The following is a 14,342-nucleotide window of genomic DNA, read 5'->3' as shown; positions in this document are numbered from 1 at the left end:
CTAGTTTCCTAGAGTTTCTTAAAAATAAATTTTTATTTATTGTGTTTCTTACTTTCTCTTGAGCTTAACATTATATATCCTCAAACCTGTGGCAATAGTGGAAAATAATTTTGTATTCAACTCTTGAACAGAAATACCAACGCATCCAAAAAGAGTTAATGGCCGGGGCGATCGCTCTCGGTGGTGTATTAATTCTCGGTACTTTGTGGTATCGGTTTGTCGAGGGTTGGTCATGGGAAGATGCAGCTTACATGACAGTTATTACCTTAGCTACCGTGGGATATGGTGAAACCAACCCCCTTGGTAGTCGTGGACGCTTATTTACTATTGCCTTAATTTTGCTAGGTGTAATCAACCTTGGCTACATCGTCAACAGGTTTACAGAAGCAGTTATTCAGGGTTACTTTCAACAAGGTATTCGGCTCAGACAACAGAGGCGCTTAATGGAATCCTTATCAGAACACTACATCATTTGCGGATTCAGTCGGACTGGTCGCCAAATTGCCAAGGAATTTCGGGCGGAAGGTGTAACATTTGTGGTGATTGATTCTGATGCTGACTCCATTGAAAGGGCGCAAGCGGAAGGGCATACAGCATTTCAAGGAGATGCCACACTGGACGATACTCTCTTGAGAGTTGGGATTGAAAGGGCAATTTGTTTAGTTGCGGCTCTCCCTTCTGATGCAGAAAATTTATACACAGTCTTATCAGCAAAAACACTGAATCCGAGAATTAGAGCGATCGCACGAGCCAGCACCGAAGAAGCTCTGCAAAAATTACAGCGAGGCGGTGCAGATGCCGTCATTTCCCCATATATCACAGGTGGGAAGCGGATGGCAGCCGCCGCCCTCAGACCGCAAGTATTAGACTTTGTAGACGGGATTCTTACAGGTGCAGACCGTCAACTTTACATGGAAGAATTTTTACTCGACCCGGCCTTATGTCCCTTCGTTGGTCAAAGCTTGCAAAAAGCCAAACTGCGATCGCAAAGTGGGGCATTAGTCCTCGCTATTCGTCGTCTAGATGGTATGCTGATCGGCGGCCCCACAGGAGATACAGTGTTAATGCCAGGAGACACTCTGATTTGCATGGGTACAGCCGACCAACTGCGTACCCTCAACCAAATTCTCGGCCCAATTGGTTCTCAGCAATTACGTAAACCTAAGAATATTTAAAAGGGTGTGAGGGTGTAAGGGTGTGAGGGTGTAAGGGTGTGAGGAAAAGAAAGATTTACCCCTAAACCCCTAAACCCCTAAACCCCTAAACCCCTAAACCCCTAAACCCCTAAACCCTTACACCCCTATACCCCCTCACTCATTTTATTAGCAGCTCGGTGAGCGCGTGCTTCGGCTGAAGCCATGACTTCCTCGAAATTTTCTAACACTTCACCGGGGAAGTTTTCTAAGGCTCTGGTAGAAATAGCCACTCGACCTTTACCTTGATCTAAGTCGATAACTATGGCTTTAATTGTTTGACCAGGTTGAAAGACTTTTTCTAGGGATTCGATGAATTTTTGGCTAACTTGTTTGATATGTAACAAGGCGCTGAGACCATTTAAGTCAACAAACACACCAAAAGGTTTAATCCCAGTTATTTTACCTTCTACTAACTGACCAATTTCTAACTGATTGAAGTTACTAGAACGAGTTACCAAACGCTGGGAAAGGACGAGTTTTTTGTTATTGCGGTCTACTTCTAAAAAGCCAGCCGTGAGAGTGTGACCTTTAAGGGCTTCTAAATTATCACGTTCTGTTAGATGCGATCGCGGAATAAATCCCCGCAAGCTTTGAACATCAACGGTGACACCACCTTTATTCACACCTGTCACCTTCACATCCACCGGCTGGGAATTTTCCTTCATTTGCGCCAGTTTTTCCCAGATATGATTAATTTCTAACTGCCGTCGAGAAAGGGTTACTTGACCTTCTGCATCCTGTTCACGGATGATAATAAACTCAAGCTCCTCATGCAACGGCAATACTGCCGCTAAATCGTTAACTGCCCTCAAAGAAGCCTCATCGCGGGGAATATAAGCTGACGACTTGCCACCAATATCAACATAAGCGCCATCAGGATCAAGTTGGAAAACCTTGCCGTAAACAACTTGCCCCTTTTGGAACTGGTAGTCGTGATTTTCTAGTGCTTTGGCAAAGTCGTCCATTGTGAAAGACGAGTTGGCTTTTTGAGATAGTTTCGATTCGGAATTCATGACTATTGAACTTAAATTGTGGTTATTTTATTTGAAACCAAGGGAATTGATAATTCGTAATACCCTACGGTAAGCAAGCTACGTAATTCTTAATGAACAAGGCTCCGCTTAAGGTGGTATGGGAATTGAGAGTCTTTAAACCTATGTTGTTAACACAGTCTTAAATAGTTGTTGCACCTGCTCCCAAGCAGCAGCAGCTGTTTGAGGATTATAGCTGGCACGACGGTCACAGAAAAATCCGTGATCAGCTCCATCGTAGCGGAACACACGATGAGAAATGTTGTATTTTTCTAACTCTGTCTCGATTTGGTCTATTTGCTCTGGAGGAATACTGGCATCTTCCGTACCAAAAAAGCCATATAATGTGCCTTTGATTTCTGGTGTGCGGCTGACAGTAGGATTCCCGCCGCCAAATGTACGGGTAGCAATTCCCGCACCGTAAAAAGATGCCGTCGCTTTGATATCTGGTAAAGTGGCAGCAAGATAGGCTACGTGACCCCCAAAGCAGAAGCCAATACAACCAAAGCCATCTTGTTTCACTTGGGGGAGAGTTTTTAGATAATCTATAGCTGCTTGAATATCGCTGAGTAATTCTGTGGCTTTGGTTTGCATTGCATAACCTCTGCCAACTTCAATATCTTGGGGTGTGTATCCAGTTTCAAAGCCTGGTGCTTGACGTTGGAATAGCGCCGGAGCGATCGCCACATACCCTAACTTAGCAATCCGTTCGGTTACGTCCCGAATATGGCTATTAACGCCAAAAATCTCCTGTAAAACTACAACCCCTGGGTAGGAACCTGGTGCTTGTGGCTGTGCTAAGTACCCAGCTATTTGTAGATTGTTTTGCGAAAAGTTAACGGTTTCTGTGGCAACTACTTGCTCAGTCATAATAATTTTTACCCGTGTTGTGTGGTGAATTTCTCTAATTATTTGATATAACTAGGCTACTTCTCTGAAAATATCAACTACCAATAGTCACCACATAAGAAATTTAAACCCGAAAGTACCCAACATAAAATCGCCAAAATGCTTGGGTTGTTTATTGTTATTTATGTTGAATTTTGAATTGCTTATTCAGGAGTTTGGGTGATGATTCAATTCCGTATTCAGCCAGATAGTGAGATTCCCGCATCAACCCAACTATTTAACCAACTCAGGTTTGCGATCGCTTCTCGCCAATATCCACCTGCATACAAATTGCCCAGCACCAGGGCTTTGGCAATGCAAACGGGGTTACACCGCAATACTATCAGTAAAGTTTATCGTCAGTTAGAAGAAGACGGTTTTGTTGAAAGTTTAGCAGGCTCAGGGATTTATGTCCGCGCTCAAGGTCATGAGGGTGGTAGCAGGCTACAATCGCCCATCCTCACACAACATCCTGAAGCATCAAAAGTTTTACAGCAAGCACTTGATGAATTACTAGGCCAAGGCTACTCACTCAGCCAAGCAAGAGAAATATTTTTGGCAGAAATTGACTGGCGCTTGCGTTGTAGTGCGCGGGTACTGGTAGCATCTCCGACTCAAGATATTGGTGTGGGGGAGTTAATGGCCTATGAGTTAGAAGAAGAACTAGAAATTCCCGTGCAGATAGTGGCGATAGATGAGTTAGCAGCCGTACTAGATAAAACCACCTCCGCCACAGTTGTCACCAGTCGCTATTTTATCAACGATGTGGAAGCGATCGCTGCCCCTAAAGCTATCCGTGTCATCCCTCTAGATATCTACGACTACAACAAAGAAATCAACCTGCTGAAAAACTTACCTAAAGATAACTGTGTAGGGATAGTCAGCCTCAGTTCGGGAATTGGTCGCCAAGCAGAAGTCATCCTCCACGGCTTGCGGGGTGACGAGTTATTAGTCATGACCACCCAACCAAAAGATAATTACAAAATGCAGGCGATCGTCAAGCGCGCCGAAGTGATTATCTGTGACCAAGCCTGTTATGCAACTGTGCAAGCCGCCGTCCAAGCCGCCTCCGAAGACATCATCCGTCCACCAAAATTAATTAAAGTAGATAATTACATCGGTGCAAACTCAATTAACTTACTCAAACGAGAACTAGGCTTAGGATAAGCTTGACACTCTCCGCCCTATAAGTCGAGGGTGCGTCAGACGACTTAAATGCTGTCAATGAACAGATTTTTCATATCTGACGCACCCTACTAATATGTCTTTCCATGAACATAGGACTGACGCACTGAACCAAAAAACCCTTCTGAGGGTGGTCAATAGTCCACAGTCCAAAAACCTTGATTTTGACTATTGACTATTGACTATTGACTACTGACTACTGACTACTGACTATTTCTCCTGAAACGTCCACACCCCTTCGTCCCATTCTGAGTTGGTTGGCGGCGATTGTAGCCAATGCTGACAGCGTAGCAGATGCAACATCGCTGCTTTGTCATGTTTATCAACGGCTAAAACATTAGCAAACTCGGCTCTTGCTAGGGGAAACTGGCGGTTTAAGTAATATTCCCGTCCCTTGTGATAATGCTCAATTACCTGCAATTTCTCACTAGGGATGGGATCAGAACGTAAACCAATTAACTCATATATAGATACTGGCTCATTTCTGCCTTTAACACGGATGAAATCTAGTTCTCTAGCCCAAATATTTTCTTGGCATGGTTTAAAAGTATTATCGCTCAGAATAATATCGCAACCATACTGCTTACTCACACTTTCTAAGCGGGAACCCAGATTTACACCATCGCCAATGGCTGTAAATTCCATACGTTTACTAGAGCCAATGTTGCCACTAATTACGGTGTCGGAATTGATGCCGATACCAATGTTGATGCGGGGTTTATTGGCTGCATAACGCCGTTGATTAAATTCCTGTAAGCGATGACGCATTTCTATAGATGTTTTTACAGCCATCCAAGCGTGTTCTTCTAGGGGCAAAGGCGAACCAAACACAGCCATAATGGCATCACCGATGTATTTATCCAGAGTACCTTTGTGTTTGAATACAGCCTCTACCATCGACTCAAAATATTCATTCAGCATACTAACCACTTCTTCTGCTTCCAGATTTTCTGTCAAAGTGGTGTAGCCGCGAATATCAGAGAAGAGGATGGAAACTTCCTTGCGATCGCCTCCCAGTTTAGCATCATCCAATTTTAGTAATTCTTCGGCTAATTCCTGGGTCATGTAGCGATACATCGTACTCTTGAGGCGTTTCTCATCGCTAATATCTTCCATCACCACCAACGCGCCGCAGACTTGCTGGGGGTCGCTAGCATCGGCAATGGTATTAATCGATAAGTTAATGCTATTTTGTGCTGCTTCAGTGCTTACCAGTGTGCGGTCTGGGTAATATTGCTGGCGGCGTTTGAGGTCTGTCCCGTGTAAGGCATCTTGACACCATTTACTAAAATCGCCTTCTTTAATGGCGATCGCCTCACTTATGAGTTTACCTTCCAAACGGTCTTCCGAGTCCAACCCCAACAAACGTTGGGCGCTTTCGTTCGCCGCAATAATTGTCCCGGCTTTATCTGTGGAAATCACACCATTAGAAAGACTCCGCAGAATATCTCGTTGCATTTGTTCTTGTTGCTTAACTGTGGCAAACAATTGAGCATTTTGTAACGCCACCCCAGCTTGGATATTAAAAGCTTCCATGAATTCTTCGTCGTTGCGGTCAAAACTCGCTTGGAAGCATTCGGGCGCTGCTGGCCATGTATCTGGATTATAAGGCGGGAACTCTCCGGTTTTCTTTTTATTTACCAGTTGGGTCACACCGATTAATTCTTGGTCGCCATTAAATACGGGCATACATAATAAACTACAGGTGCGGTAGCCATTTTGCTGGTCGATTTGTTTGGCAGTTTCCGAGTCTGGATGGTCGTATAAATCAAAAGGGATGTTGAGTTTTTGACCGGATGCGGCGACGATACCTGCAAAACCTTTACCTATGGGAACGCGCAATTCTCTCGTAGAACCATTATCTTGAGTAATTTTCGTCCATAATTCATGGCGATCGCGGTCTATCAACCATAAGGTACTGCGATCGGCGTTCATCAGTTCCTTGGCTTCATCCATCACCCGTTTGAGGGTATCTTCCAAATCCAGACTACTCTGGCTTAGGGACTTCACCGCCTTCATCATCGCCGCCGCCGCCCTTTGTTTTTGTGTCGCTATATAAAAGGAGCGTGACGACTCTAAAATCAAGCGAATTGACGGCGCAAATTCTTGGAATAACTGCTCATCAGCACTGGTAAAACCATGATTATCAATCCGTTCTGCCAGTACTGCATCAGGAGGACTATAAGGTTTTAATTTGTTGAGTAACTGTACCACCGCTACTAATCGCCCTTGCTCACTCAGTAGTGGTAAAGCCAGCATTGTATATGTGCGGTAGCCAGTGATTTTCTCTTGTTTTTGGGCAAATATCGACCGAGGATCGTGATAAAAGTCAAAAGGTATATTAACTACTTGTTTAAAAGTAGCGACTTCACCGGCAATCCCCTTGTCGGCGGGGATGCGAATTTCTAGGGAGCGATCGCCTTCTCCGGCGGCGACAATCGACCACAATTCTTGTTTTTCTTCATCTAGTAAAAATATAGTCGTCCGATCTGCCCCCAACAATTCCCCAGTTTTTAAAGTAATCGACTGCAACATCTCTTGCAGGATATTTTCAAACCCGTGAGAATCCAACATCGACAGGGTTTGATGCACAATTTGGAGTTTTTGCTCGACTTCTGTAACAACTTGTTTAAAAGTATCCTGAGTTAAGGGAGCAAGAAACGTAGAAATAGTACCTTTTCTGCGGGCTAGTGTGCCGACAGGAGCCGAAGTTGCTGGCAAGTTTTGCTCTTGGTTTTGCGTACCCAGGATCAAATCGCCAGTCTCCCCAAAATTACGCTGTTGCAATGACATAGGTAATTTTTGATATAGCAGGATTAAGACTTTTAAGAATTTATTTAAGTGTTGCTAAAAGCAACGAGCGATAGACATTACACACAGTGTAATCTGTAGTTCAGCCAGCGTCATCCGGCTCTATTCCTGGTTTAGCTTAATTTATAGTCCTTATCCACAAACTACTGTATTTCCAGTAAAAGTGTATAGATAATCACGCATAGGAGATCATTAAGTTAATATTTATACTTAACTATCAAGCTATTACCAGCTTGACTGACTCTACTTATGGGCGTAGCGTGTAAATTATAGTTCCCAATCTTGTAAGTGAAATAACACTGTAAATAAATTTATTTAAGAAATCCTTGAACTTTGCATAAAAATTGTAGAGCTTACGGATATATACATAGTGATACCCAGTGTTCCTGAAAATAGACTCGAAGGTTGTAATTTGCCGTGTGATATAAATCCTCAGCAAGTAACTATCTATGATTGGCTTAATTGCTACATTTGAAACGAGGAAAATCTACAATGAATCGCACATCAGGACAAGTAAGCACGCTGAAAAAAAATGAAGTGGCCATGTTATCTGACTGGAAGCACAAATCTCTATCCATGAGTTTTCTAAATATACAAGACTCTGGCTTTCCCCCTAAACGAGACGACCCCAATAAACCAGGTATACACAATTCACCACCAGGGACAGAAATAGCTGCCGTTCCTGGCACTGAAAATCCTAATCAGACGGAGATAGCATCTAATCCTACACCGCCTGAAAAAGGATCTAATCCAGACAGCCCACAGATTGCTTGAATAAATTTCAGGTCAAGATAACAGATTGAAATTGTTCAAGGATGATGAATGGAGAGGTGACTCATCACTTCTCCATAAAATATTGGTGTGCATCATAGCGTTTCTTGTTTTAGTGAGATCCACCTCTTTGAGATTAGGAGCTAGAAGCTAGAGCCTGGTTTCGGTAAATCATGAGGTTGGGGTAAGTGCTTAAAATTATAGCCGAAGCACTTTTTAAATAATCTCTCAAGAAGAAAAATTTATAAGACATAGTACCTATTCACTAATTTTCTGAAAAGGCACATAATTCATATGAATCAAAGCGGTAAATGTTGCTCTTGGCAATGGGATTCAGCTATTACTGTAGCCACTTCTGGTGTTTTAACTATCAGCATAATTTTTGCTTTTGCTGATTCTATCTATGCTCAGACCCCAAGTGTAATTATTCCTGATAATAATTTAGGGGATAATCAATCTCAAGTTATTAAAAACTATGAGGGACATCAGACTGAAGCAATTACAGGTGGAGTGACTCGTAATCAAAATTTGTTTCACAGTTTTCAAGAATTCAATGTAGCTCCAGAACGTTCAGCCCTCTTTCTGTCACCTAGCAATATTCAAAATATTCTCGTCAGGGTAACGGGTAATAACCCTTCTGAGATTTTTGGCAAGATAGAAACTTCTGTCGGTTCTTCAGCCAATTTATTCTTAATTAATCCCAAAGGAATCATCTTTGGGTCAAATTCTTCATTGAATTTGAGTGGTTCATTTATAGCGAGTACAGCTAATGCCATCAAGTTTACTGATGGTGAACTTTTTAGCGCAACAGATCACCAATCAACATCTCCATTATCAATTAATGTACCTGTTGGACTGCAATTCAATGGGACTGGAACAGGAATTAGAGTTAATAAGCAAAGCCTTTCTAATTTTTTACAAGTGCTGCCTGGTAAAACTTTAGCGTTAATAGGTGGCAATGTGAACGTGGATGGCGGAAATTTACTCGCATTTGATGGTCAGATAGTGGTAGGAGGAATATCGGGCTTAGGAACCATAAATTTAGACCTAGACAACAAAAACCAGCCCTTCCACTTTCCCAATAATGTACTACCAGCAGATATATCAATTAGTAAACAAGCTATCTTATTTACGACTGGTGAGGGTGGTGGTAAAGTCTATCTGCATGGCAAGCTTGTCGATATTACTGATGAATCAGCAATTGTTGCAGATACTGAAGGAAGTAAGAACGGAAGAGGCATATTTATCCAGGCAGAGCAATTAATTGTGCGAGATGAAGCCTATGTAAGAGCCAGTACTTATGACAACGGCGCTGGAGGAAACATAGTCATAAAAGCAACTGAATCTGTACTGGTAGGCGGATATATTACGAATAAACTATCAACGGGCGAACGCGTATTTCCCAGTGCGTTACTTGCTGAGTCTTTTGGTAAAGGTTCCGCAGGTAACTTAGAAATTGAAACAAAAAACTTAATTGTTGAGAATGGAGGCCAGATAGCAGCTAGTACTCGTATGGGTAGTCAGGGTCTTGGTGGAAAGATCAAAGTAATAGCTTCAGATTCAATTCAACTCAACGGTTCACAAACTTCTCAAGCACCCACTACTGGCTTATTCGCTCAAACTTACAGTAGCAGAGATGCAGGTTCTTTAACAATTAATACAAGAGAATTGATTGTCAAGAATGGAGCGCAGATAGTAGCGGGAACTCAGCCAAATAGTCAAGGTAACGGTGGTAGTCTGATAATCAACGCTTCTGACTTAATAGAATTGAGTGGAATAGCACCCAATGGAGTAGATACTAGTGGCTTATTTGCTCGCAGTCGAGGAAGCGGGAACGCGGGGTCTTTATCCATAACAACAGGTAAGTTAATTGTGCGAGATCAGGCTCAAGTAACTGTGAGTGCATTAAAAGGCGGAGATGCTGGCAATTTAGACATTAAAGCCGACGAAATCCATCTAGATGAAAAGGGGAAACTAGTTGCTGAAACTACATTAGGTAATGGCGGTAATATTAATTTAGATTTAAAGAATTCATTACTATTACTCAACAATAGTGCAATATCTACTACGGCAGGTACTGATGCTGAGGGTAGGGGTAATGGCGGTAATATTCTCATTAATATCCCCAATGGCTTTATCGTTGCCGTTCCTGGTGAAGATAGCAACATTACAGCTAATGCTTTTAAAGGTCAAGGTGGTAACGTTAGCATCAATGCCTTTAGCGTTTTTGGCATAGAGTTTCGAGAAAAAGAGAGTCCACTGACCAACGACATCACAGCCAGTTCTGAATTTGGGCTAAACGGTACAGTCGAAATCAATACCCCAGAAGTTCAACCCGACCAAGGACTAATTAATTTACCAACGCAACCTGTTGAACCCCGGTTAGCCCAAGTCTGTCAAGCAGTCGCAGGACGCAATCAAGACAGTTTTACCATCACCGGGCGCGGTGGTTTGCCAAACAACCCTAATGAACTCCTTTATTCTGATGCTGTCCTTACAGATTGGGTAGCTGTGAGTAATGTAGAAAACATCCCCAATACTCCTATCAGCAAAAGCATCTCTACTCCAACCCAAACTAATATCGTGGAAGCTACGGGATGGGTAATCAGCCCTCAAGGTGAAGTTGTTCTCACAGTGAATACACCTAATACAAAATCCCCTAATTCTTGGCAAAAAACTAGTGCTTGTAATTCGTAATTTGTATTATCGCGTTACGTTTCCCAGGAAAGGCTTACGCCTACGTAATACAGAAAATCAGATTCCACCTTCGTGGGTTGAGACAATGGATCTCAACTGACAAATGACAACTGACCACCGACACACCATTGCAAAATATACTAATAGGTTAAAAAATATAACCAAAAGCTATGTCTATGGGATATTTGCCGTTTTGAAATTGTTGATATAAACTGAATTCTCGGTTTATATCAAGGATTTATCCAAAAATGACAACTACACAGACTATTTGCCCTAAACCAGCTAAAAAATCGGACAAAAAAAGACAACAATCTTTTATGAGTATGGATATCGGCACTCCTAGAGTACCTTTACGTAAAGCTAAAAAAATTAAACAGGAGTATGAGCTGTTAAGCGACTGGAACCACGCTAGTTAATTGATGATTTCACTTCCACTGACATAGTTGAGATACAGGTGTCATCCGAGGGCGGTTGTATTGATAAAATCCCTCAAGATTTAGTAAAGCTTGGCGATAAATAATCCACTGCACAGCATCCGCATGATTGGCAGTACTAATCAAATTACCTTGGCTTAATGTCAATCGCTCCTCTGAATCCCACTTAAATGCAGATGTAGATATATTATTTTGCTGCTCATCAGTCCATAATATAGATAACGCTTCACCTACAATCAAATTACCTTTGATATTTCCTCTAATACAAATAAAGTTGTCTGAGTGGGGATAGCCATAATAGCCATTAAAGTGATGTGCAGTTTTGTGAAAATTGGCACAAACACCTGCACCATCTCGCCAATCTTGAGGATCAGGTTGGCTACAAAACTGGTAGCTGCCATCTGCTAAATTTGCAATATTAACTTTCTTCTCTGATACCCACAAGTGGGAATTTAACTGAAATAGTCTTTGTGGTTCTTTAACTTGCTGATGAAAAACTAGCCCAATGCTTAACAAAGCGGTAAAGATTACCAGCTTTTGTGTGAGACTGCTTCTGTTTAGCATAATCTCATCCCAACTTCATAGAAATTGGGGCAATAGGGATAATTGAGATGGAATTAAGTTATTTCTAAATAGCTGGGGCTGCGGAAATTATCAACAATACAAGCAGCATTAAAACTAGCATACTGATTTTGAAAATCAGGTAGGTATTGGGGTCATATATCGGAAAATCGTGAGTCATTGTACACCTCTGTTTGTAGCTCCTATCAGGTCTGATGAGGTATGGAACAAATTCATAGAAGCAGAGTTTAATTGTGAATTTATCCTCACTGCCCCTATATTTTTATTATCTCTCAAAGATAGATCCACGTCCGGGAAGTTAAAGTTTAGGTAACATTTTTTAGTAAGAGTTTAAACTTAGTCTTGCTCGACTGACTGTCTACGGCGAGCTTTGCTAAGGCTGTTGGTTGTGTTGATTTACCCGATTTTGCAAAATTAACAATTCAAAGTAAATGTTTTAAATCCATACACCCCTACACCCGGTCTCAACAGAAAATCTGGGTGCGTAAGTCCTAAGTTAATTACCTCCTCCTCTAACTGAAGATTTGAGTTGTTGACCAACGCAGCTTTGCACAAACTGCGTTTTGATTGGTGTTAGATTGATTTCTCCACTCTTTCAAAAGATTTTCTGGTAGCGTTCTCACCATTTCCACCATGACTCCTGCTACATCATTTTCGGAAAACTGACGGGGGATTTTAGCTTGCAGTTCTGGCGATCGCAGACAAAGTAATAAAGATAAAAATTAAGTTCTATTAGTAGCGGCGATCGTTGTTTTTTGGATTATATTTAAATACTCAAATACTCATACCAAATTAATATGAAGCTGCGCCAAATAAATGGTGTAGAGACGTTGCTTGCAACGTCTCTACAGTACAGAATAAAGTGCATCTTCATCAAGAAACGGTATCAAATACTCAAGTATTTGAGTACACAAAAGTTTCATCACACTTGCAACAATGCCCTTTGCGCCTTATGCACTTTGAACACCTGGGCGACCATTCTCAACAACAAACGAAGCAAAAGTGTATACAGGTGCATCTGGACGACTCACAGTCGTGACGATACGCAGATCAGTTTGCCAGCGATCATAGTTAAGGTTAACGCGGAAATAGCCCCGGCGATCGCCGTCAAAAAATTTGATGTGTGGGTTTTCTGGAATCATCGGGCCGTAGTAGGGGCCGTAAACATTCCGATCACCATTGCTAGAAATTGACGGAGTTACAAACTCTGTAGCTACTGTAGGAGAGTTAGTAGCCTTAAAGTCCAGCTTGAGGTCATTAGCAAATGTAGAATGCCAATCCCCAGTAATCACCACTGGATTAGAAATCCTACGGTTAGCGATGTGATTTAAAACACGGTTACGTGCGAGAGGGTATCCATCCCACGAGTCGTTCCAAAAAATTTCACCTGACCCAATTTTATGATCTAGCTCTGCCATCAACACCTGTTGGGCAAGTATGTTCCAACGTGCTTGAGAACGGTCAAGACCGTCTAGCAACCAACGTTCCTGCTGAGTACCGAGCATAGTTTTTGCAGGATCTAACGCTGCTGGGCAACGGGGTGTTTCACCATCAGTACATGGCTGATCACTCCTGTACTGGCGGGTATCAAGGACGCTAAACTCAGCTAGATTACCAAAGGTCAATCGACGGTAAATCGGCATATCTGGCCCCTGTGGTATGGAAAATTCCCGCAGTGGCATATGCTCATAATAAGCCTGGTAAGCAGCTGCACGCCTTTGCAGAAACTTAGCCACTGGATCGTTGTTTTCCGAAAGGTTATCAGTGTAGTCATTCTCAACCTCGTGGTCGTCCCAGGTGACGGAAAAGGGAAATAAGGCGTGAGCTTTTTGTAAATCTGGGTCAGTTTTATAGAGAGCATATCGCAGGCGGTATTGCTCTAGCGTATTTGTTTCTTTTCTAAACTCACTGGGTAAAGATACATTACGCACACCACCGTTGGCAGATATGCCGTATTCGTAAATATAGTCACCCAAGTGGAAAACTAAATCTAAATCTTCTTGGGCTAGGTGACGATAAGCAGAATAGTAACCATCCTCCCATTTTTGGCAAGTAACAAACGCAAAGTTGAGCTGATTCAACCTAGAGCCAATTGCTGGAGCAGTCCGGGTACGACCAATGGGACTATCTTCACTACCCACTGTAAACTGATACCAGTACCAACGGTCAGGCTGTAAGCCACGCACATTGACATGGACAGAATGCGCTAATTGGGGGGTTGCCAATGTCACGCCCCGTAGCACAACTTTTCTCATATTTTCATCCGCAGCAATCTGCCACCGTACTGGTACGTTTACGGGCGGCATTCCACCACCATTTAAAGGGTCTGGAGCTAGCCTTGTCCATAAAATTACGCTATCTGGTAAAGGATCACCAGAAGCAACACCAAGGCTGAAGGGATAGGCTGAGAATCTTGACTTGGCGGCAACTTTATGAGTCCAAAGACTGGCTATGGCACTTGCAGTCAATGTCCCAGCACCCAGCAGAAAATGTCGTCGCTTTGCGTGAGAGGACAGCAAGCGATGTAAATGAACACGCTCCATAAAAATCCTTGTTGAGATTTATAGAATAAAAAGGGAATAAAAAACCTAGATAATGGTCATCTAGTTGTTAACAAAATTGATTATCAACTTGCGTTTAATTAAGGCTTAAGAAGTTATTAATATTACAATAAGTATTTATTCACAATTACCTAACGAACAATTAATGGAAATAAAAATACCCCCATCTTTTTGTGGGGGTAGGAA

General features: G+C 42.3%; 10 protein-coding genes. 5 read left to right on the top strand and 5 right to left on the bottom strand.

What is annotated here, in order from left to right:
* Positions 1-110 precede the first annotated feature (110 nt).
* Positions 111-1,175: a potassium channel family protein gene (locus tag ACM5QX_RS10060; protein WP_414753390.1), complete on the top strand. Its 1,065-nt coding sequence runs from the start codon at positions 111-113 to the stop codon at positions 1,173-1,175.
* 125 nt (positions 1,176-1,300) lie between these two features.
* Here ACM5QX_RS10060 and ACM5QX_RS10055 read toward each other — a convergent pair whose 3' ends face one another.
* Together ACM5QX_RS10055 and ACM5QX_RS10050 are read right to left on the bottom strand one after the other, a co-directional pair.
* Positions 1,301-2,209, bottom strand: a complete 909-nt coding sequence (locus tag ACM5QX_RS10055) for a S1 RNA-binding domain-containing protein (protein WP_011320431.1) — start codon at positions 2,207-2,209, stop codon at positions 1,301-1,303.
* Positions 2,210-2,350: 141 nt separating this feature from the next.
* A complete protein-coding gene (locus ACM5QX_RS10050; protein ID WP_414753389.1) occupies positions 2,351-3,097 on the bottom strand; it encodes a dienelactone hydrolase family protein in 747 nt (248 codons plus the stop codon).
* Between the two features lie 201 nt (positions 3,098-3,298).
* Between ACM5QX_RS10050 and ACM5QX_RS10045 the strand changes: the two genes are divergently transcribed.
* Positions 3,299-4,282 carry a GntR family transcriptional regulator gene (locus tag ACM5QX_RS10045; RefSeq protein WP_414753388.1) on the top strand — a complete coding sequence of 328 codons (984 nt, stop codon included), beginning with the start codon at positions 3,299-3,301 and terminating at the stop codon, positions 4,280-4,282.
* A gap of 228 nt (positions 4,283-4,510) precedes the next feature.
* Here the strand turns inward: ACM5QX_RS10045 and ACM5QX_RS10040 are convergent, their stop codons facing one another.
* Positions 4,511-7,093 carry a GAF domain-containing protein gene (locus tag ACM5QX_RS10040; RefSeq protein ID WP_414753387.1) on the bottom strand — a complete coding sequence of 861 codons (2,583 nt, stop codon included), beginning with the start codon at positions 7,091-7,093 and terminating at the stop codon, positions 4,511-4,513.
* 510 nt (positions 7,094-7,603) lie between these two features.
* Here ACM5QX_RS10040 and ACM5QX_RS10035 point away from each other — a divergent pair.
* The 3 genes from ACM5QX_RS10035 (at position 7,604) to ACM5QX_RS10025 (ending at position 10,995) form a co-directional block, all read left to right on the top strand.
* The gene (locus ACM5QX_RS10035) at positions 7,604-7,885 is read left to right on the top strand and encodes a hypothetical protein (protein ID WP_414753386.1); all 282 of its coding nucleotides are present in this window, start codon (positions 7,604-7,606) and stop codon (positions 7,883-7,885) included.
* Between the two features lie 291 nt (positions 7,886-8,176).
* The gene (locus ACM5QX_RS10030; RefSeq protein WP_414753385.1) at positions 8,177-10,579 is read left to right on the top strand and encodes a filamentous hemagglutinin N-terminal domain-containing protein; all 2,403 of its coding nucleotides are present in this window, start codon (positions 8,177-8,179) and stop codon (positions 10,577-10,579) included.
* Between the two features lie 248 nt (positions 10,580-10,827).
* Positions 10,828-10,995: a hypothetical protein gene (locus ACM5QX_RS10025; protein ID WP_185478741.1), complete on the top strand. Its 168-nt coding sequence runs from the start codon at positions 10,828-10,830 to the stop codon at positions 10,993-10,995.
* A 9-nt stretch (positions 10,996-11,004) separates the two neighbouring features.
* Here the strand turns inward: ACM5QX_RS10025 and ACM5QX_RS10020 are convergent, their stop codons facing one another.
* Complete coding sequence (locus ACM5QX_RS10020; protein ID WP_414753384.1) at positions 11,005-11,577, bottom strand: hypothetical protein; 573 nt, start codon at positions 11,575-11,577, stop codon at positions 11,005-11,007.
* Positions 11,578-12,545: 968 nt separating this feature from the next.
* Positions 12,546-14,138 (bottom strand): alkaline phosphatase D family protein, encoded by a 1,593-nt coding sequence (locus tag ACM5QX_RS10015; RefSeq protein WP_414753383.1) that lies wholly within the window; start codon positions 14,136-14,138, stop codon positions 12,546-12,548.
* Between the last annotated feature and the right edge of the window lie 204 nt (positions 14,139-14,342).

The sequence above is a fragment of the Anabaena sp. CCY 9910 genome, from assembly GCF_963920875.1.
Classification (GTDB): Bacteria; Cyanobacteriota; Cyanobacteriia; order Cyanobacteriales; family Nostocaceae; genus Trichormus; species Trichormus variabilis.
Note: the sequence above shows the minus strand (reverse complement) of the source record. Positions and strands in the feature narration are given on the sequence as shown.

Coding starts and splice junctions, on each gene's coding strand:
- ACM5QX_RS10055 (WP_011320431.1), bottom strand. CDS start 2,209: ATGAATTCCGAATCGAAACTATCTCAAAAAGCCAACTCGTCTTTCACA.
- ACM5QX_RS10050 (WP_414753389.1), bottom strand. CDS start 3,097: ATGACTGAGCAAGTAGTTGCCACAGAAACCGTTAACTTTTCGCAAAAC.
- ACM5QX_RS10045 (WP_414753388.1), top strand. CDS start 3,299: ATGATTCAATTCCGTATTCAGCCAGATAGTGAGATTCCCGCATCAACC.
- ACM5QX_RS10040 (WP_414753387.1), bottom strand. CDS start 7,093: ATGTCATTGCAACAGCGTAATTTTGGGGAGACTGGCGATTTGATCCTG.
- ACM5QX_RS10035 (WP_414753386.1), top strand. CDS start 7,604: ATGAATCGCACATCAGGACAAGTAAGCACGCTGAAAAAAAATGAAGTG.
- ACM5QX_RS10030 (WP_414753385.1), top strand. CDS start 8,177: ATGAATCAAAGCGGTAAATGTTGCTCTTGGCAATGGGATTCAGCTATT.
- ACM5QX_RS10025 (WP_185478741.1), top strand. CDS start 10,828: ATGACAACTACACAGACTATTTGCCCTAAACCAGCTAAAAAATCGGAC.
- ACM5QX_RS10020 (WP_414753384.1), bottom strand. CDS start 11,577: ATGCTAAACAGAAGCAGTCTCACACAAAAGCTGGTAATCTTTACCGCT.
- ACM5QX_RS10015 (WP_414753383.1), bottom strand. CDS start 14,138: ATGGAGCGTGTTCATTTACATCGCTTGCTGTCCTCTCACGCAAAGCGA.